The organism is Blastococcus brunescens, assembly GCF_035320885.1.
Lineage (GTDB): Bacteria > Actinomycetota > Actinomycetes > Mycobacteriales > Geodermatophilaceae > Blastococcus_B > Blastococcus_B brunescens.
Genome location: NZ_CP141261.1, coordinates 1,463,945 through 1,480,514 on the forward strand (window position 1 = coordinate 1,463,945; position 16,570 = coordinate 1,480,514).

The 16,570-nt window shown below is 74.3% G+C and carries 23 protein-coding genes and 1 pseudogene; 14 read left to right on the forward strand and 10 right to left on the reverse strand.

Translation table 11 applies throughout. The annotated features are described in order from the left end of the window. Positions 1 to 146 precede the first annotated feature (146 nt). Positions 147 to 545 (forward strand): hypothetical protein, encoded by a 399-nt coding sequence (locus tag U6N30_RS09745; RefSeq protein WP_324277132.1) that lies wholly within the window; start codon positions 147 to 149, stop codon positions 543 to 545. Between the two features lie 11 nt (positions 546 to 556). Here the strand turns inward: U6N30_RS09745 and U6N30_RS09750 are convergent, their stop codons facing one another. From U6N30_RS09750 to U6N30_RS09765, 4 genes are read right to left on the reverse strand one after another with little or no spacing between them, the layout of a single operon-like run. Continuing rightward, on the reverse strand, positions 557 to 1,093 hold the full coding sequence (locus tag U6N30_RS09750) for a hypothetical protein (protein WP_324277133.1): 537 nt from the start codon (positions 1,091 to 1,093) through the stop codon (positions 557 to 559). After that, entirely contained in the window at positions 1,090 to 2,322 is a 1,233-nt protein-coding gene (locus tag U6N30_RS09755) for a molybdopterin-dependent oxidoreductase (protein ID WP_324277134.1), read from the reverse strand. The genes U6N30_RS09750 and U6N30_RS09755 overlap by 4 nt, the downstream gene beginning before the upstream one ends. Next, on the reverse strand, positions 2,319 to 2,981 hold the full coding sequence (locus U6N30_RS09760; RefSeq protein ID WP_324277135.1) for a TIGR04282 family arsenosugar biosynthesis glycosyltransferase: 663 nt from the start codon (positions 2,979 to 2,981) through the stop codon (positions 2,319 to 2,321). The genes U6N30_RS09755 and U6N30_RS09760 overlap by 4 nt, the downstream gene beginning before the upstream one ends. After that, positions 2,978 to 3,652 (reverse strand): glycosyltransferase family 2 protein, encoded by a 675-nt coding sequence (locus U6N30_RS09765; protein ID WP_324277136.1) that lies wholly within the window; start codon positions 3,650 to 3,652, stop codon positions 2,978 to 2,980. Before U6N30_RS09765 ends, U6N30_RS09760 begins: the two co-directional genes overlap by 4 nt. 86 nt (positions 3,653 to 3,738) lie before the next feature. Here U6N30_RS09765 and U6N30_RS09770 point away from each other — a divergent pair, with 86 nt between their 5' ends. After that, positions 3,739 to 4,074, forward strand: coding sequence for a hypothetical protein (locus U6N30_RS09770; protein ID WP_324277137.1), 336 nt, complete (start codon positions 3,739 to 3,741; stop codon positions 4,072 to 4,074). 1,031 nt (positions 4,075 to 5,105) lie between these two features. Here U6N30_RS09770 and U6N30_RS09775 read toward each other — a convergent pair. Further along, positions 5,106 to 6,158: an NAD-dependent epimerase/dehydratase family protein gene (locus U6N30_RS09775; RefSeq protein WP_324277138.1), complete on the reverse strand. Its 1,053-nt coding sequence runs from the start codon at positions 6,156 to 6,158 to the stop codon at positions 5,106 to 5,108. 2 nt (positions 6,159 to 6,160) lie between these two features. Then, entirely contained in the window at positions 6,161 to 6,880 is a 720-nt protein-coding gene (locus U6N30_RS09780; RefSeq protein WP_324277139.1) for a class I SAM-dependent methyltransferase, read from the reverse strand. Between the two features lie 351 nt (positions 6,881 to 7,231). On the opposite strand from U6N30_RS09780, the gene cobU reads away from it, so the two are divergent. Beyond that, positions 7,232 to 7,777 carry a bifunctional adenosylcobinamide kinase/adenosylcobinamide-phosphate guanylyltransferase gene (cobU, locus tag U6N30_RS09785; protein WP_324277140.1) on the forward strand — a complete coding sequence of 182 codons (546 nt, stop codon included), beginning with the start codon at positions 7,232 to 7,234 and terminating at the stop codon, positions 7,775 to 7,777. A 65-nt stretch (positions 7,778 to 7,842) separates the two neighbouring features. Here the strand turns inward: cobU and U6N30_RS09790 are convergent, their stop codons facing one another. The 3 genes and pseudogenes from U6N30_RS09790 to U6N30_RS09800 all read right to left on the reverse strand — a co-directional run bounded on the left by U6N30_RS09790 (position 7,843) and on the right by U6N30_RS09800 (position 9,052). After that, a complete protein-coding gene (locus tag U6N30_RS09790) occupies positions 7,843 to 8,532 on the reverse strand; it encodes a Gfo/Idh/MocA family protein (RefSeq protein ID WP_324278225.1) in 690 nt (229 codons plus the stop codon). Beyond that, positions 8,511 to 8,852: pseudogene (locus U6N30_RS09795) on the reverse strand (Gfo/Idh/MocA family oxidoreductase); the annotation flags it as partial. The pseudogene U6N30_RS09795 and the gene U6N30_RS09790, both read right to left, overlap by 22 nt. Positions 8,853 to 8,881: 29 nt before the next feature. Continuing rightward, positions 8,882 to 9,052: a DUF1059 domain-containing protein gene (locus U6N30_RS09800; protein ID WP_324277141.1), complete on the reverse strand. Its 171-nt coding sequence runs from the start codon at positions 9,050 to 9,052 to the stop codon at positions 8,882 to 8,884. A 183-nt stretch (positions 9,053 to 9,235) separates the two neighbouring features. Here U6N30_RS09800 and U6N30_RS09805 point away from each other — a divergent pair, with 183 nt between their 5' ends. The 5 genes from U6N30_RS09805 to U6N30_RS09825 all read left to right on the forward strand — a co-directional run bounded on the left by U6N30_RS09805 (position 9,236) and on the right by U6N30_RS09825 (position 12,649). Further along, entirely contained in the window at positions 9,236 to 9,946 is a 711-nt protein-coding gene (locus U6N30_RS09805; RefSeq protein WP_324277142.1) for a hypothetical protein, read from the forward strand. 195 nt (positions 9,947 to 10,141) lie between these two features. After that, entirely contained in the window at positions 10,142 to 11,464 is a 1,323-nt protein-coding gene (locus U6N30_RS09810; protein WP_324277143.1) for a hypothetical protein, read from the forward strand. Then, entirely contained in the window at positions 11,461 to 12,003 is a 543-nt protein-coding gene (locus tag U6N30_RS09815) for a sensor histidine kinase (RefSeq protein WP_324278226.1), read from the forward strand. The genes U6N30_RS09810 and U6N30_RS09815 overlap by 4 nt, the downstream gene beginning before the upstream one ends. Beyond that, a complete protein-coding gene (locus tag U6N30_RS09820) occupies positions 12,000 to 12,317 on the forward strand; it encodes a response regulator (RefSeq protein WP_324277144.1) in 318 nt (105 codons plus the stop codon). The genes U6N30_RS09815 and U6N30_RS09820 overlap by 4 nt, the downstream gene beginning before the upstream one ends. Positions 12,318 to 12,475: 158 nt before the next feature. Continuing rightward, entirely contained in the window at positions 12,476 to 12,649 is a 174-nt protein-coding gene (locus tag U6N30_RS09825; RefSeq protein ID WP_324277145.1) for a helix-turn-helix transcriptional regulator, read from the forward strand. Between the two features lies 1 nt (position 12,650). On the opposite strand, the gene U6N30_RS09830 is transcribed toward U6N30_RS09825, so the two are convergent. After that, a complete protein-coding gene (locus U6N30_RS09830) occupies positions 12,651 to 13,901 on the reverse strand; it encodes an APC family permease (protein ID WP_324277146.1) in 1,251 nt (416 codons plus the stop codon). A 99-nt stretch (positions 13,902 to 14,000) separates the two neighbouring features. On the opposite strand from U6N30_RS09830, the gene U6N30_RS09835 reads away from it, so the two are divergent. From U6N30_RS09835 to U6N30_RS09860, 6 genes are all read left to right on the forward strand, one after another. Beyond that, entirely contained in the window at positions 14,001 to 14,129 is a 129-nt protein-coding gene (locus U6N30_RS09835; RefSeq protein WP_324277147.1) for a hypothetical protein, read from the forward strand. Next, entirely contained in the window at positions 14,126 to 14,677 is a 552-nt protein-coding gene (locus U6N30_RS09840) for an A24 family peptidase (RefSeq protein ID WP_324277148.1), read from the forward strand. The genes U6N30_RS09835 and U6N30_RS09840 overlap by 4 nt, the downstream gene beginning before the upstream one ends. Positions 14,678 to 14,915: 238 nt before the next feature. Next, complete coding sequence (locus tag U6N30_RS09845; RefSeq protein WP_324277149.1) at positions 14,916 to 15,119, forward strand: Flp family type IVb pilin; 204 nt, start codon at positions 14,916 to 14,918, stop codon at positions 15,117 to 15,119. Positions 15,120 to 15,229: 110 nt separating this feature from the next. Continuing rightward, complete coding sequence (locus tag U6N30_RS09850) at positions 15,230 to 15,649, forward strand: TadE/TadG family type IV pilus assembly protein (RefSeq protein WP_324277150.1); 420 nt, start codon at positions 15,230 to 15,232, stop codon at positions 15,647 to 15,649. Then, the gene (locus tag U6N30_RS09855; RefSeq protein ID WP_324277151.1) at positions 15,637 to 16,173 is read left to right on the forward strand and encodes a TadE/TadG family type IV pilus assembly protein; all 537 of its coding nucleotides are present in this window, start codon (positions 15,637 to 15,639) and stop codon (positions 16,171 to 16,173) included. Before U6N30_RS09850 ends, U6N30_RS09855 begins: the two co-directional genes overlap by 13 nt. Positions 16,174 to 16,225: 52 nt before the next feature. Continuing rightward, positions 16,226 to 16,570 (forward strand): hypothetical protein, encoded by a 345-nt coding sequence (locus U6N30_RS09860; protein ID WP_324277152.1) that lies wholly within the window; start codon positions 16,226 to 16,228, stop codon positions 16,568 to 16,570.

The window sequence follows — 16,570 nt, forward strand, 5'->3', positions numbered from 1 at the left end:
CGCCTCACGGTTCGGACGGTAGGCCCGGGATCCGGGCGCTGACCAGCGTCGATGCCCAATCGTGACGGCAGTCCCGGCCGCCAGGCAGGCCGGTTGCGGTACGTGTCCGTCTTGACACCGGGTGCGCGGGTCCCCAACCTCGGCACATGACGGTGATCCCGCTTCCCCGGCACGGGCGATGGGCCTGGGACCTGCGCGGCGAGGGCCGCGGGGTTCGCATCTCGGCGCACGTCGACGTCGGCCTGCTGAACCTGAGCCTCTGGAAGGGCGGCACCTGCGTCGGCACCGCGCAGCTCCTGCCCGCCGACGTGGCCAGGCTGACGGTCGGCCTCACCGAGGGGCTCGCCGAGATGGCCGCGCAGTCGAGGACGGACGAGGCGGGGACCGGCGAGCGGCGGCGCATCCACGAGCTCGAGGTCCGCCTGGCCGAGGTCGAGGCGCAGCTGGGCAGGACGTCGACGCGGCGGGTGGTGGCGAACGCCGTCGGCGCCGTTCGGTCGGCGGTCGTGGCCCGAGGGCTCCGGGCGGTCGTCCGCGCCCGATGAGGGAACGGCCCTCAGCCGTCGGTCTCCGGGCCCGAGCGGTGGCGCCGGGTCGCGACGGTGCCCCACAGGGCGACCAGGAGAAGGACGGCGAGGTTGATCAGCAGCAGGTTCCGGCCGTACTCGTGGGGCAGGAAGGACGGGTTGTCCGGGTTGTACCCCGGCGCCAGGACGAAGGGCATGGCCACGAGCGTCAGCAGCCCCGTCACCGCCGCGCCGACGACGGCCGGTCCGCGGGCCGGCGCGGGGAGCACCCGTGCGGCCAGCCAACCGAGGCCGATCCAGACGGGGGCCAGGACCAGGTCGTGCAGCAGTGCGCTGCCGACGAACCAGGTGGCCCACGAGCCCAGCGGCACGCGACTGCCGGCGGTCACGAGCCCGATCGCGCCGTAGGCGACCGCGGCCAGGCCAGGCAGGAGGAACAGCCATCGCCACCACGGTCGCCGCGCCGAGGTGACCGGGCGGGCGGGATCGGAGGCGTACGGGTCCTCCGGTACGCGGGCGGCCGCGCGGTCGTCCCGCCCGGTGGTGGCCTCGTCGGACAGGCTCATGCCGGCCGCACCGTGGCGACCCACTTGGTCTGCATGACCCCCGGCCGGTTCGGCGCGATCAGCCGCACCGGATAACCATGGTCGGGCACCAGCGGTGCGCCGTTCAGCCCGGTGGCGAGGAGGGTGCGCGGGCTCCGTGCGTGCGGCGGGGCGACGGTCGACACCCGGTAGAGCCCGCCCTCCTGCAGCGACTCGACGGTGACCTCGGTGTCCCGGGGAAGGCCGGCCTCCTCCAGCAGGTCTCCGAGGCGGACGCCGGTCCAGGTGGCCGACGCGCTCCACCCCTCGACGCAGGTGATGGGCAGCCGCTCGGTGCGCTGCGGGAAGGCGGCCAGGTCGTCGAGGGAGAGCTCGAGCCGGTTCGGCCCGTCGACCACGAGCCGGTAGTCCGCACCGACGTCGGTCACCCCGGCGCGCTCCGCCGTCTGGCGTACCGGCAGGTCCTGCGGTCCGACACCGGGCTTGCGCGGAGCCAGGACCGAGACGGCCCCCAGCGGGGAGAAGCTCTGGCCGACGGTGGTGAGCGTGACCGCCCCGACTCCCAGCCCGGCCGCGAGCGCGAAGGCCCGCCGCGACACCGGCTGGTGCTCGGCCGCGGTGTCGACCTCGGCCCGCTCCGCGGCCTGCTCCTCCGTGAGGCCGGCGGCCGTCCCGGGAGACCCGCGGCGCGCGAGGCCCCGCCGGATCTCCGGCGCCTTGGCGCCCACGTGCACGAGCACGGCGCCGATGGCCACCCAGCCGGTCCAGTAGTGGGCCGTCGGGAAGAAGAAGCTCCACGGGTAGAACTGCGCGATGTTGAACAGCCCCGTGAGGAGCTGCATGGCCGCGGCGCCGACCAGTACCAGGATCGACAGCCGGCTGACGGCCCGGGAGACCGAACCGGCCGGCGGCCACTCGAACAGCTTGGGGTAGACCGCCCACAGCTTGACCAGGAGCAGCGGGATGGCCGCGAGGCCGGTGGCCACGTGCAGGCCCTGGGTCACCCGGTAGAGCCAGGCCGGGGACGCCGGCCAGACGAACCAGCCCGGCGGGTTCTGGATCAGGTGGCTGATTAGGCCGGTGACGAAGCAGACCAGGAACGCCAGGCCCAACCACACACCGACCCGCGCCGACCGCCGCTCGCTGTGCAACGGGCTCGGGAAGGCGCCCGCGCGGAACGGGCCGCGACGCAGGGCCCCGGGCGGCCCGGGGAGGCGGGCGCCGAGGAGCCGGTCGAGCCGGCTGCTCATGCGAGCCCCAGCGCCGTGGCGACGGACCCCACGACGCGCGCGGTGCGGCTGTCCGGCGGGCACTCGGCGGCGACGGCCAGCGCGTCGGGGAAGTGGTCGATGTCGGTGAGCTCGGGCAGGTCGTGCACGGTCAGGCCGGTCGCCTCGAGCGCCTCGCGGGTGCGCACGGCGGTGTCGTCCCGGGACATCGGCACGTCGGCCAGCACGGCCGCCGGCTCCGCGGAGTGCAGCCCGAGCGCCCACCATCCGCCGTCCGGAGCCGTGCCGAGGACGGCGGTCCCTGGACCGGCGGTCTCCAGCGTGCCCGCGCAGCGGTCCAGCAGTTCCGGTGTCACCTGCGGGGTGTCCATGCCGATGAGCAGCGTAGGCCTGCTGCTGCCGTCCATGGCGTCGGCGAAGGCCGCCGCCAGCCGCGCCCCGAGGTCGCCGTCCGGCTGGGGGACGACGGTGAACCCGTCGAGGTCGAGATCGCGCGGGCGGCCGTCCAGGGCGACGACCCGGCGGGCCACCGGCGCCGCGCGCACCGTGTCCAGGGTGTCGGCCACGGACGCGGCCGCGATCGCGGCTGCCTGCTCGGGCGAGCAGGGCGGGCTCAGGCGTGTCTTGCTCCGCCCCGGGACGGGAGCCTTCGTGATGACCAGCACCTGGGTCTGCCTCATCGGGCCAGCACCCCGTGCATGTCGCGGATGGTGCGCACGGTCCCGAGCACGGTGCCGGTGACCTTGGAGCGGCTGCCCTCGGTCCGGAGTCCGTAGTCGACGTCGACCTCCCGGACGTGCCAGCCGGCGTCCGAGGCCCGGGTGACCATCTCCAACGGGTAGCCGAAGCGGCGGTCGGTGATGCCGAGGTCGAGCAGCGCCTTCCGCCGCCCGGCGCGCATCGGGCCCAGGTCGTGCAGCCGCAGGCCGGTGCGCCTGCGCAGCATGCGGGCCAGGGCCAGGTTGGCCACCCGGGCGTGCAGCGGCCACGCGCCGCGGACCGGGCGACGCCGGCCGAGCACGAGGTCGGCCTGCCCCGCGGCTACCGGGTCGGCGACGCGGGGCAGCTGTGCGGGGTCCATCGACCCGTCGGCATCGCAGAAGCAGACGACGTCGGCGGTCGCGATCTCCAGGCCCGCGTGGGCGGCGGCACCGAAGCCACGCTGCGGCACGGGGACGACGGTCGCGCCGTGCGCGGCGGCGACCTCGGCGGAGCCGTCGGTCGACCCGTTGTCGGCGACGATCGCCCGGTAGCCCTCCGGCAGCCGTGACAGCACCCACGGCAGCGAGGCCGCCTCGTCGAGGCAGGGGAGGACGACGTCGACCGACGGCGGCCCCTCGGAAGTCGTCATGATCGGTATTCGTACCGAAGAGCGAGCCGGTTCGCCCGCCGACCGTACGGAGCACCGGTCGATCGCGGCACCTACGCTCGGCGACGATGATCCCCGCGCCTGCCGACGTCGACACCGCGCCGGCGTCGACGACCGGACGCGCCGCGCGGGTGGCGCTCGTCCTCCTCGTAACCGCGGGCGTCGTCGCCGTCTGGCTGCTCGGCCGCGCCATCACGGAGGACGGCGGCGACCTGCACCTGTCCGGCGGCTACGTGCTCGTCGGCGGGCTCGACCCGGTCCTGACGCCCGGGGTCCTCCTGGCGCTGCTGTTCGCGGTGGCGGGCGTGCTGTGGGGCCGCCGCTCGCCCGACGGCTGTCCTGGCCGTGGCTGCTGGCCGGAAGCGCCGGCGGCGCCGCCGGCTGGGCCGTCGCCCTGGCGGTGAACGGCGGCTGGGACCGGCTCGCCGAGCCCATGGCCAGCAAGCACGAGTACGTCGCCGACGTCGGCCGGGTCGAGGGCATCGGGACCTTCATCGACACTTTCATCGACTCGGTACCGGTGGACTCCGCCGACCCCTGGGTGACGCACGTCTCGGGCCATCCACCCGGGGCGCTGCTGGCCTTCGTGCTCCTGGACCGCATCGGTCTCGGCGGTGCCGGCTGGGCCGCCGTCCTGTGCATCGCCGGGGAGCGCTGGCGGTGCCGGCCGTGCTGGTCACCGTCCGCGCCATCGCCGACGAGGCCGCCGCACGGGCGGTGGCCCCGTTCGCCATCCTCTTCCCGGGCGCCGTGTGGATCGCCACGACCGCGGACGCGTTCTTCGCCGGCGTCCTCGCCTGGGGGTGGCCCTCCTGGCGGTGGCGGCGGGACGGGGCCGTCGCCGGCCGGCTTCGTGCGGGCGGGGGCCGCCGGGGTGCTCCTCGGGCTCAGCCTCTTCCTGTCCTTCGGGCTCACGGCAGCCGGGTTGCTGGCCCTGGCCGTCGTGCTGGTGCGCAAGGACCGGCTCGGCTGGGGTGGGATCGTGCGCATCCTGGCCGTCGCCGCGGTGGGTGTGCTGGTGGTGTTCGCGGTCTTCACCGCCGAGGGCTACTGGTGGTTCGAGGGCATCGCGGTGGACGCCCAACGGGTCCGTGACGGCGCGGCCTACGGGGACCGGGCCGCCGAGTCCTCCTGGTTCCTCGCGGGCAACGTCGCTGCCGGGGCGATCGCGGCCGGTCCGGCCGTGGTCGCCGGCCTGGCCGGCGTCCGGGGGCGGCCGGGCTGGCTGACCGTCGCGGCCCTGGCCGGGATGGCGGTCAGCGACCTCTCAGGGCTGGTGCTGGGGAGACCGAGCGGATCTGGCTGCCGTTCCTCGTCTGGCTGCTCCCGGCGACGGCCACGCTGCCGCAGGCCTCCCAGCGGCTCTGGCTGTCGCTCGCCGCCGCGCTGGCGATCCTCGTGGAGGTCGTCGTCCGCACGCCCTGGTGACGAAGTTTCAGGGGCGGGCCGCAGGGGTCGGTGGCGAACGCGCGCATGCCGTCCTCGAACGCGACCCGGGCACGGAAGCCGAGTTCCTCCTCGGCCAGGACCGGGCTCGCGACGACGTGCCGCACGTCCCCGATCCGGTACTCCCCGGTGACCTCCGGCTGCGGCCCCCGAACGCCTCCGCCAGCGCCCGGGCCATGTCGCCCACGGTGTGCGGGGTCCCCGAGGCGACGTTGTAGGCACGCAGGGACGACCCGGGTGGCTCCGCCTCCAGCGCCCGCAGGTTGGCGTCGGCGACGTCGGTGACGTGCACGAAGTCGCGCTGCTGCCCACCGTCCTCGAACACGCGGGGTGCCCGACCGGCCTCCAGCGCGCTCCGGAAGATCGCGGCGACGCCGGCGTACGGGGTGTCACGCGGCATGTGCGGCCCGTAGACGTTGTGGTAGCGCAGGGCGACCACACCGCCGCCGGTCGATGCCGCCCAGGCCGACGCCAGGTGCTCCTGCCCCAGCTTGGTGGCGGCATACGTGTTGCGCGGGTCCGGCGCGGCCTCCTCGGGCACCGTGTCCCAGGTCAGCGCGCGCCCGCAGCGCGGGCAGGGCGGCTCGAACCGGCCCTCGTCCAGTTCCTTCCGCCGCCGCGGGGCCGCGGGGACGACGCCGTGCTCGCGGCACTCGTACCGGCCCTCGCCGTAGACCACCATGGAGCTGGCGAGGACCAGCCGGCCGATCCGGGCGCGCGCCATGGCGGCCAGCAGCACCGCCGTCCCGAGTTCGTTGATGCCTGCGTACTCGGGCATGTCCTGGACGTCGACGCCGAGCCCGACCATCGCCGCCTGGTGGCAGACCGCGTCGACCCTGTCCAGTGCGCGCTCCACCGTCGCGCGGTCGCGCACGTCGCCGATCAGCATCTCGGCGCCGTCCGGCACGGTCGGCTCGATCCCGGCGGGGTGCACCGCGGGCAGGAGAGCGTCCAGGACCCGCACCTCGTGCCCCGCATCCAGGCAGGCGCGCGCGATGTGGGAGCCGATGAAGCCCGCCCCACCGGTGACCAGGATCCGCACGGTCAGGACGCCAGATCGACCGGCGCCGCGAAGCCGTCCCGCGCGACGTCGGTGGGCGGCACCAGCGCCGCGAAGCACCGGCCGGACCGCGTCCACGTGTGATCGATGCGCAGTCCCGCCTCCGCAGCGGGTTCCTCGACGGCGTCGGCGCCGACGTGCGCCCAGTCGAACCAGGTGCCCCGCTGGCTGCCGCGCTCCAGTCGGACCCGGTCGGACCGCAGTCCGGTTCCCGGCGGATCGAGTTCCACGAGCACCCGGCCGGTGGGGCCGACCAACTCGCGGCAGCGGGCCAGGAGGGCAGCCGGGTCGCCGCCGATCCCGATGTTGCCGTCGGCCAGCAGGACGGTGTCCCAGCGACCCTCGCCCGGCACGGGATCGAAGATCGACCGGACCAGCGCCGTCGCGCCGGCGCTCCGGGCCAGTCGGACGGCCATCGGGGAGGTGTCCACCCCGGCGGCGTCGCGCCCTTGACGGGCCAGTTCGATGACCAGCCGGCCGGGCCCGCAGCCGGCGTCGAGTACGGCGCCATCGGCGTGGTCGAGCAGGTCGCGATCGGTGGGGTCGGCGGTACCGCACCACCGGCGCAGTGATTCGGCCAGCGAGTGGCGGGTGCCGCCCTCGTACCGCGCGTACCAATGGCGGTGCCCGTCGGGCTGCTCCATGGAGCGCAGCGCGACCGCGTACAAATCCGTCGTCGGCAGGTCGGTGGTCGCGAGTCTCATCGCCGCGGTCCCCTCGTCTCGTCGACCGAGGGGTGGGGTGCTGGACAACGGCGCCGCGCCACACCCGGGGTTCGGGATGTCCGGCCCGTTCGGTTCGTCGTCCCTCACCCGGTCCGTCCTGTCGCTGACTCCGTACACGGATCTCGGGCATGCCCCGATGCCCCCTCCGGCAACCGTCGGGCCACGAATGCATCACGGGCGATCCGGCCGACCGCCACCTACCGGACGTCGGCGGCGAGCGGCGCGTCGTCGGATCACGTCCGTGGGTGTCCCGGCCCTCGTGCCGGCCCTCGTCTATGGTCTCCGGCAGATGAGCGGGGTGCGGGGACGGGCCGGCGCGAGGTCGGCGGCGTGATCGGGCGCCGATCGCGTCGCGTCCTCGTGCTCGGGGGTGCGCGCTCGGGCAAGTCCTCCTACGCGGAGGGCCTGCTGGCGCGGGAGCGGTCCGTCGAGTACGTCGCCTGCGGCCTGGTGCCCGGCGAGGACGATCCCGAGTGGGCCGAGCGGGTCGCGCTGCACCGCGTCCGCCGGCCCTCGTCGTGGACGACCACCGAGACCGTCGACCTGGTGGAAGTGCTGGGGACTCCGGGTCCACCTGTCCTCGTCGACTGCCTGACCACCTGGCTGGCCCGGGTGATGGACGACTGCGAGGTCTGGACCGGGGAGCCGGGCTCCGACGCGAGGTTGTCCGCCGCGATCGACGACGTGGTCGTCGCCTGGAGCCGCACCCGGCGGCGCGTGATCGCCGTCAGCAACGAGGTCGGATCGGGGATCGTCCCGGGCACGCCGTCGGGCCGGCGCTTCCGCGACGAGCTCGGCGTGCTGAACGCCCGCGTCGCCGCGGCGTCGGAGCGGGTCTGGCTGGTCACCGCCGGACTGCCCCAGCGGCTGCGGTGAGCCTCAGCCGGTGAACCGGACGATCCCGCCCTCCGTGGCGCTCAGCCGGGCCGCGTCGAGCACGGTCAGGAGGCGATCGCGTCGCGCGGGTCCACCGGCACCGGCCCGAGGCCGCGGACCGCGCGCGCGAAGGCCGGGTAGAACGTGCTCCAGGCCCCGTCCTCGGTAGGAACGACCTCGCTGTCCTCCCCACGGTGGACGCGGCCCCATCGCACCGACGGCTCGGCTCCCCAGGCCGGGCCCAGGGACGCCGGGGTGTGGCCGGCGAGGAGCTGGTCCTCCTGGCAGTCCATCAGCGTGCCGTTGACGTAGCTGCCCGTCGTCCCGGTGACCCGGAAGCGGGGCCCCGGGGCCCCCTGGCTCCAGCTGCCCCACAGGTGCGACCGGGCCCCGCTGACGTGGGTGAGGGCCACGAAGACGTCGTCGTCCAGGCCGTTCTCCCGCGTCCGCCACTCGGCGTACACCGAGGCGACCGGACCCAGCAGCAGCAGCGCCTGGTCGACCAGGTGGCTGCCGAAGTCCAGCAGCGTGCCGCCACCGGCGGCCCCGGACCTGCCGTCGGGGCCAGCCGCTCGAAGCGCGACTCGAAGCGCGTGATCTCGCCGAGGGCGCCCTCGTCGGCCAGCCGGCGGACGGTCAGGAAGTCGGAGTCCCAGCGCCGGTTCTGGTACGGGGAGAGCGGCAGCCCCAGCCGCTCCGCGAGCTCCACCGACCGGGTCGCCGCTGCCGCGTCGAGGGCGAACGGCTTGTCGCACACCACGGCGAGCCCCAGCTCGAGGGCACGGTCGGTGAGCTCGCTGTGCGTGGCAGCGGGCGTGGAGATGGCCACCGCCTCCGCGCCGGCAGCGGCCAGCTCCTCCAGCGAGGCGAAGGTCGACAGACCGGGGTGTTCCCGGCGCACGAGGCCCTGCCGCTCGGCCGAGGAGGTGACCACGCCCAGGAAGTCGCACTCGTGTGCGGCACCCAGCAGCGGGGCGTGGAACCACCGTCCGCCGAAGCCGTAGCCGACGAGGCCGAACCGGACGGGCGGGAGCGTGGCAGCGTCGTCGGTGGTCACCGCACGATCATCGCGCACCCGGACCGGGGGTTCGGACCGTGGACGCGTCAGGCGTCGCGCACCAAGGTCCTCAGCTGCCCGGCCATCTCCGGGGTGACGTCCACGCCGTGAGCCTCCTTGGCGTGCGGACCGGCCTGCGCCAGGACGTCCTCCACGGATTCCGCGCGGACGACGGCGTCGCAGTCGAAGCCTGCGTCGCGGCACTGCAGTTCCTTCATTGTGGCCTCCTGTGGCCGACGCGGACAGCGCATCCCCGTGCGCACCACTGTGGACGGCGGTGACCGGCGGCGACAGGGCTCTCCGACCCAGGACCGGAAATGGGACATCTGCACCATGTGGCGGGAGCGGGGTCACGGTGAGCATTGGCAGCGCCCTGACCCCGCACCCGAGGACGCCATGCCATGACCGCACTCGACTCCGCCACCGGCGCGACGCCCCGAACCGCCACAGCTCCGCCCTTCTCGCGGGCGCTGCGGATCGCCGCCGGTGTCAGCTTGATCCTGGCCGGAATGCTCAACGGCCTGTCCCAGTTCGCCGGCGAGCTCCTCACCGGTGATCTGTCCTTCAGCCAGCAGATCGCCTGGGGCGCCGACCATCCGGTTGCCCATGGAGTCGAGCAGACGGCGCTGGTGGTCAGCTCCCTGTTCATGCCGCTGGGCCTGCTCGGGGTGGCGCACGTCTGCCGCTTCCGCGCGCCGGTACTGACCGCGATCGCCACACCGCTGGTCATCTGGGGCATGTGGGGCTTCGGGAACGTGCTGGCGATGGGCTACACGGCGGGCACGATCGCGCCCTCGGTGCTGAGCGTCGACCAGGCCATGCGGCTCAACGACGGTCTCAGCGAGCATGGGGGCAGCATCGCGACCGGACTCGTGCCGCACCTGATCGGCAGCTTCTTCGGCGTTCTCCTGCTGAGCGTGGCCGCCTGGCGGTCCGGCGCCTTCCCGCGGATGGCTGTCGCTCTGCTGGTCGCGTTCGTGGTCTGGGACTTCGCCCTGCCGCCGCTCGGCCCGATCGACGCGCACATCCTCCTGGTCATCGCCTGGACCTGGTTGGGCGTCCACCTCGTCCGGATGTCCGGTGACGTCTGGCGCGGTGCCCGGGCCGGCTGACGCCGACAGGCCTGGTCAACCGGCTGCCCGACCCCATACTCCGACCATGGAGCCGACCGTCCGGCGAGCCGGGCGCGCGACCGCCGTGGTGGCGTGGTCCACCGCGGCCGTTGCGTCGGCCGCCGCCGGGGCGGCGGCCTGGCTCGAGCTGACCGGGAACGACGCGGGGGAGCCGGGTCGATCAAGCCGCTCCTGATGACAGCGGTGTGGCTGGCCCCCGGCGTCCTCATCACCCTGGCCCGCCCCCGGAACCCGCTCGGCTGGCTGGCGCTCGGTGAGGCGCTGCTCTTCGCAGCCGCGGCCCTCGGGGGTGCCTGGATCCGCCGCGGCGTGGACGACAGCGGTGCCGATGTCGCATGGGCGGCGTGGACGACCGACCGCTTCGGCGCCCTCCTGGCTGTCGGGGTGTGGGTGGTCCTCATCCTCCTGCCCGACGGGAGGTTGCCCTCTCGCCGGTGGCGCCCGCTGGTCGCCGTCGTCGTCGGGGTCCAGTCCTTGGCGGTGGGTGCCTTCGCAACGGTGCGGGGCCCGGCCGCCGGCCCCGACTCCGAGCTGCCTGCGCGTGCCCTCGAGGTGGCCAACCCGGTCGGTGTCCTGCCGCCCGGGCTGGGTCCGGTGCTGGAAGGCCTGGACACCGTCCTCCTCCAGGTGCCTCTCCTGCTGTGCCTCGCGGCATTCGTCGTCCGGCTACGGCGCGCGGGCCCGGACGAGCGGGTGCGGGTGGTTGGGGTGCTGCTGGCCGCGTCGACGTTGGTCCTGCTCGTGCTGTTGGGCCACGCCTGGTGGCCGCAGGCCAGCGACACCCTCGACGTCGCGGCCGGTGCGCTGCTCGCAGCTCAGTTGACCGCCACCGTCCTGGGCCGGCGACCGCACGCCGTTGCCGTCGCCGTCCGGCAGGCGTTCGTCTACACGGTTCTGACGGTGGTCGTCGGTGGCCTCGCCGTGCTCGCGGTGGTGGTCCTGGAGCGGCTGGGGCCGGACCTCCCCGCGTTCGGCGTCGCCGTGATCGCCGGCGCGACGGCACTGGGCCTCCACCCTCTCCGCCGACGCCTGGCGCGCCGGGTCGACCGGTTGCTGTTCGGTGACGTCCACGACCCGTACCGGGCGCTCCAGCGGCTGGCCGAGCAGACCCATCGAGCGCCGTCGCCGGACGCTGTCCTCGCAGGGCTGGCCGCCACCGCCGCGACCTCCCTGCGCATGCCGTGGGGCTCGGCGGTGAGCAGCGACCACGTCGGCGCATGGGGCGACCGTCCCGGGGAGCGGTCGAGGCGAGTGCGGACCTGGTCTCCGGGGCGACCCGCGTCGGAACGCTCCGTGTCGCCGGACGGCCGCTCCGCGGGGAGGAGCTGCGCCTGCTGGCCGACCTGGGCCGGCACGGCGGGATGGCCGTGCAGGCCGTGCTGCTCACCGACGCCCTCCGGGCGGGGCGCCAGCGGGTTGTCGTCGCGCGCGAGGAGGAGCGCCGCCGGCTGCGTCGCGACCTGCACGACGAGGTCGGGCCGACACTCGCCGGTCTGACGATGCAGCTCGGTGCGGTGCACGAGCTGCTGCACGACGACGCCGACGCGGCCGCCGACCGGCTGCTCCGCCTGCAGGACGCCGCTCGCGATGCCCTCGACACGGTGCGCCGGGTGTCCCACGGGCTGCGGCCGCCTGCACTGGACGAGCTGGGGCTCGCCGGGGCGCTCCGGCAGCTGGCGGAGTCGCTGGGCCTCAGCGTCAGCTTCGTCGACGACGGGCCGCTCCGCCTGCCGGCCGCGGTCGAGGTGGCGGCGTACCTCATCGGTGCAGAGGCGCTGTACAACGTCGCCCGGCACTCCGGAGTCGCCGCGGCGGAGGTGTCGCTGACCATGGACGCCGGCGATCTCGAGATCCGCGTCGCCGACGACGGTTGCGGTGTGGACGGCGACCGGCCGGTGGGCGTGGGCCTGCAGGCCATGCGCGAGCGAGCGGACGAGCTCGCGGGCTCGCTGGAGGTGCGCTCCGCCGCCGGTCGGGGGACCACCGTCACCGCGCGGCTGCCCGGCTCGGTGGTCGAGCCGGAGGTCGCGCGGTGAACCCACCGCTCCGGATCGTGGTCGCCGACGACCACCCGATGTTCCGAGAGGGTCTGCGCTTCGTCCTCGGCCGGGAGGAGGACCTCGTGGTCGTCGGTGAGGCGGCCACCGGCGCGGAGGCCCTGCGGCTGACGCGCGAACTCGACCCCGACGTCGTCGTCATGGACCTGGCCATGCCGGACGTCGGCGGGCTCGCTGCGACCCGGCGGCTCACGGAGCTGGGTGCTCGTGCCCGGATCCTGGTGCTCACCATGTCCGAGGACGACGAGAGCGTGCTCGCCGCACTGCGCGCGGCGCCGGCGGCTACCTGGTGAAGGGGCGGACCCGGAGCAGGTGGTGAGCGCCGTCCGGGGGTCGGGCAGGGACACGCCGTCTTCGGTCCGAGCCTGGCCGGGCGCCTGCTGTCGTTCTTCGCCGAACCGAGGCCGCGGGAGGACGCGATGGTTGCCGGGCTGTCGGCCCGGGAGGGGAGGTGCTGACGCTGCTGGCGGACGGCTTGTCCAACGCCGAGATCGGCCGGGCCCTGTTCATCTCGCCGATCACCGTCCGGAACCACGTGAGCAGCATCTTCGCCAAGCTCCAGGTGTCCAATCGCCGTCAGGCGATGCTGCGCGTCCGGGCGGGACGGGACGACGGATCCGGCTGAGTCACCCGACGGTGCGCAGTCGCACGCCTCGGTACAGCACCCCGATGGCCACCACGACCACTCCGGCGGCCACCGACTGCCACGGCAGGGTCGCGGCCAGCACCAGGCAGCCGGCCGCACCGGCCACCTGGAGGGCGCGGGACCAGCGCCGGTGGTCGGCGGTCTGGGTGAACGCGGCCAGGTTGGCGACGAGGTAGTAGAGCAGCACACCGAAGGAGGAGAAGCCGATGACGGAGCGCAGGTCGACCGTCAGCACCAGCACGCAGACGAGCGCGCCCAGCGTGATCTCCGCGCGGTGCGGCACCCGGTGGCGGGGGTGCACCGCGGCGAGCCGGCGGGGCAGGTCCCCGGTGCGCGCCATGGCGAGCCCGGTCCGGCCGACTCCGGCGACGAGCCCCAGGAGGGCGCCGAGCGCGGCGGCCGCGGCGCCCACGCGGACGACGGGGAGGCCCACTCCCAGGACCCTGCGCCGACGGCGTCGGCCAGCGGAGCGGCCGAGCCGGCGATCCGGTCGGAGCCCAGGGTGAGCAGCAGCGTGACGGCGACGACGGCGTACACGGCGACCGCGATGCCGAGGGCGAGGGGATGGCCCGGGGATGGTCCGTGCGGGATCGCGCACCTCCTCACCCATGGTGGCGATGCGGGCGTAGCCGGCGAAGGCGAAGAAGAGCAGTCCTGCGGACTGCAGGACGCCGTACCAGCCCTGCTCGCCGGTGGTCCAGGTCAGGAGCCGGTCGGCGTCGGGCCCGCCCGCGACGAGGCTCGCCAGCACCGCGGCTGTCAGCGCGCTGAGGACGACGGCGACCAGCACGCGCGTGAGCCCCGCCGTCCGGGTGACCCCTCGGCAGTTGACCGCGACCAGCACCACGACCGCCGCGACGGCGACGGGACGCTCCCACGCCGGTGGAACGGCGTAGGCGGCGAAGGTCAGGGCCATGGCGGCGCAGCTCGCGGTCTTGCCGACCACGAACGCCCAGCCGGCGAGAAACCCCCACCACGGGCCGAGCCGCTCCCGGCCGTAGAGGTAGGCGCCGCCGGACGCGGGGTACTGAGCGGCGAGCTGCGCGGACGCGGTGGCGTTGCAGTACGCGACGGCGGCGGCCAGTGCGAGACCGATCAGCAGGCCGGTGCCTGCGGCCCGCGCCGCCGGGCCGAACGCGGCGAAGACCCCGGCCCCGATCATCGAGCCGAGCCCGATCACCACGGCGTCCGTCGTCCCCAGCCGGCGGGCCAGCCCCGGACTGCTCGTCATGGTGTCCTCGTCCCCGCATCCGTCGGTGCCGGCCGACCTCATCACACCGTCCCGGCGGCCTCCCCGGTCAGTGCGCGCCGCTGTGCCAGGGTGACCGCCGTGTCCGTGCTCCCCGCCGTCGTCCTGGGCGTCGTCGGGGTCCTCGTCGGGACGCTGGCGAACCGCGCCGCCGGACGCTATCCATGGCCGGAGTCGCCGAGGATCGGTCAGCTGGTCGAACGAGGGTGACCGCCGTCCGACCGCCGGCCGTCGAGCTGGTATCCGCGGGATTGTTCGCGGTGATCGGCCTTCGGTTCGGCTGGTCCCCGGACCTCCCCGCGTGGGTCTGGTTCGCGGCGGCGGGGCTGCTGCTGGCCGTCATCGACCTGCGCGAGCGGCTGCTGCCCAACCGGATCCTGCTGCCCGCGGGCATCGGCGCGGCCGTCCTCCTGGTGCTCGCCGCAGCACTCGACGACGCCTGGCCGGCCCTGCTGCGGGCGGTCCTCGCGGCGGGCGCCTGCTTCGTCGTCCTGCTCGTCATGGCCCTGCTCGCGCCCGCCGGCCTCGGCATGGGCGACGTCAAGCTCGCGGCGCTGCTGGGGCTCATGCTGGGCTGGCTGGGGTGGCCCGCCGTGCTGCTCGGGCTCTTCCTCGGATTCCTCCTCCAGGCCGTCATCGGACTTGCCCTCCTGGCCGTCCGCAGGGCGGGCAGGCGGACGGAACTGCCGTTCGGGCCCGCCCTGCTGCTCGGATCGCTGGTTGCCGCGCTGCTCTCGGGCGGCTGGGCCGTCGGGTAACCGGCTCTCCACGCTCAGTCATCACCGAGCGTCACCGTGTCGGGCGACGGAGTGTCACCGGTTCGGGTCGTCGATGGACCGTTCTGACCCACCGTGACGCCGACCGGGGGTCCCCCTTCCGGGTTACGGCACTCCCTGTTGGGCTCCCATTACTGCTGGTGAGGCCCGATGTTGGGTGAGCCGCGACCCCGGTCACCACGGCCCGATCAGTCGACGGCGGACCTCCTAGGAGATCACCGTGCTCAACCTCTACACCGCCCTGCAGACGCTGGCCTTCACCGTCTCCGACCGCATCAAGCGCGAGGAGAAGGGCGCCAGCGCCGTCGAGTACGCCCTGCTGGTCGCCGGCATCGCCGCCGTCCTCGTCATCGCCATCGGCGCCTTCGGCGACAAGCTCTCCGGGCTGTTCGCCAGCATCAACATCAGCGGCACCAAGTCCTGACCCTCGCGCTCATCTGACGCGTCGGGTCGTGGCTGGGCGGTGCGGTCCTCGGGACCGCACCGCCGGCCACAGCCCGAACCCACACCCCGAACACCGGAAGGAGGCAAGCCATGACTGCTGCAAGGCCGAGCCGGCGCACCCGCTGGCTCCGCGGCGAGCGCGGGGCGGTCGCGGTCGAGTTCGCCCTCGTCGTGCCGCTGCTGCTGGTCCTGCTCTTCAGCATCGTCTCGGTCAGCCGCGCCTTCCAGGTGCAGGCCACGCTCTCCGGTGCCGCCCGCGAGGCGGCGCGGGCGATGGCCATCCAGAACGACCCCGGCGCGGCGCGTTCGGCAGCTGTCTTTGCCGCGTCCGCGGCGTCCGTCCCGCTGGGCGCCGGACAGGTGTCCATCTCGCCGTCGACCTGCACCGGCGCGGCGCCGACGACGAACGTCGTCGTCACCATCACGTACCAGTTCCAGCCCACGGGTTCCTTCGCGGGCGGCCTGGCCTTCCCGATCACCAGCAAGGCGGTCCTGCGATGCGGTGGCTGAGCCGCGGCCGGGCCGCTCGCGGACCCGCCCCGCTCGCCCGGCTGCGCGAGGAGCGCGGCGGCATCGCCGTGATGCTTGCCCTGCTGATGCCGATCCTCTTCGGGGCGGCCGCGCTCGGCATCGACATGGCTGCGGTCTGGTCCGCGCGGCAGCAGGTGCAGACCGGCGCCGACGCCGCCGTGATCGCAGTCGCCATGGACTGCGCGCGCAACGACTGCGGCAACATCAAGAAGACTGCCGAGGACGCGTTCTGGGCCAACGACGAGGCGGCCAAACTGTCCAACCTCGGGCCCGGGGAGGGCTGGATCCGCGTCAACGGGCGTGAGATCAGCGCGACCCAGAAGAAGGCCTGGCTCGTCAACCACTTCTTCGCCGGCGCCCTCGGCGAGGACACCGGCGAGCTGTCGGTGTCCTCCTACGCCGAGTGGGCGCCGTTCACCGAGGCGCGGTCGGAGCTCCCTTCGCCATCTCGTACTGCACCTACAAGTCCAACGCGGCCTCGCTCGGCAGCAAGAACGTCGTGACGCTCGGCTCCGGGACGCCCGGGGCAGCTGCTACACGCCTCAGGGCCAGCACGTGAACGGCGTGGGCATCAACTTCACCCGGCCCGACAGTGGCGCGTGCGGGACCACCACCGTGTGGAAGAGCACCTATCAGTTCCAGAACGGGTCGCTGCCCAGCCAGTGCTCCTCGGCCTACATCAGCTCGCTGGTGGGCGAGGACGTCGTCATCCCGGTCTGGGACGTCTCGCACGGCCAGGACTTCCGGGTCTACGGCTACGCCGCCTTCCGGGTGACCGGCTTCAGCACGACCGGCGGCGGGCGGCTCACCGGCTACTTCACCTACTACGCCCGCCAGGTCGACGACACCACGCCCCTCCGAGGAACGCGCCCGACCTGGGTGCCCGAGCCGTCTTCCTGA

Coding starts and splice junctions, on each gene's coding strand:
- U6N30_RS09745 (WP_324277132.1), top strand. CDS start 147: ATGACGGTGATCCCGCTTCCCCGGCACGGGCGATGGGCCTGGGACCTG.
- U6N30_RS09750 (WP_324277133.1), bottom strand. CDS start 1,093: ATGAGCCTGTCCGACGAGGCCACCACCGGGCGGGACGACCGCGCGGCC.
- U6N30_RS09755 (WP_324277134.1), bottom strand. CDS start 2,322: ATGAGCAGCCGGCTCGACCGGCTCCTCGGCGCCCGCCTCCCCGGGCCG.
- U6N30_RS09760 (WP_324277135.1), bottom strand. CDS start 2,981: ATGAGGCAGACCCAGGTGCTGGTCATCACGAAGGCTCCCGTCCCGGGG.
- U6N30_RS09765 (WP_324277136.1), bottom strand. CDS start 3,652: ATGACGACTTCCGAGGGGCCGCCGTCGGTCGACGTCGTCCTCCCCTGC.
- U6N30_RS09770 (WP_324277137.1), top strand. CDS start 3,739: ATGATCCCCGCGCCTGCCGACGTCGACACCGCGCCGGCGTCGACGACC.
- U6N30_RS09780 (WP_324277139.1), bottom strand. CDS start 6,880: ATGAGACTCGCGACCACCGACCTGCCGACGACGGATTTGTACGCGGTC.
- U6N30_RS09800 (WP_324277141.1), bottom strand. CDS start 9,052: ATGAAGGAACTGCAGTGCCGCGACGCAGGCTTCGACTGCGACGCCGTC.
- U6N30_RS09805 (WP_324277142.1), top strand. CDS start 9,236: ATGACCGCACTCGACTCCGCCACCGGCGCGACGCCCCGAACCGCCACA.
- U6N30_RS09810 (WP_324277143.1), top strand. CDS start 10,142: ATGACAGCGGTGTGGCTGGCCCCCGGCGTCCTCATCACCCTGGCCCGC.
- U6N30_RS09830 (WP_324277146.1), bottom strand. CDS start 13,901: ATGACGAGCAGTCCGGGGCTGGCCCGCCGGCTGGGGACGACGGACGCC.
- U6N30_RS09850 (WP_324277150.1), top strand. CDS start 15,230: ATGACTGCTGCAAGGCCGAGCCGGCGCACCCGCTGGCTCCGCGGCGAG.
- U6N30_RS09855 (WP_324277151.1), top strand. CDS start 15,637: ATGCGGTGGCTGAGCCGCGGCCGGGCCGCTCGCGGACCCGCCCCGCTC.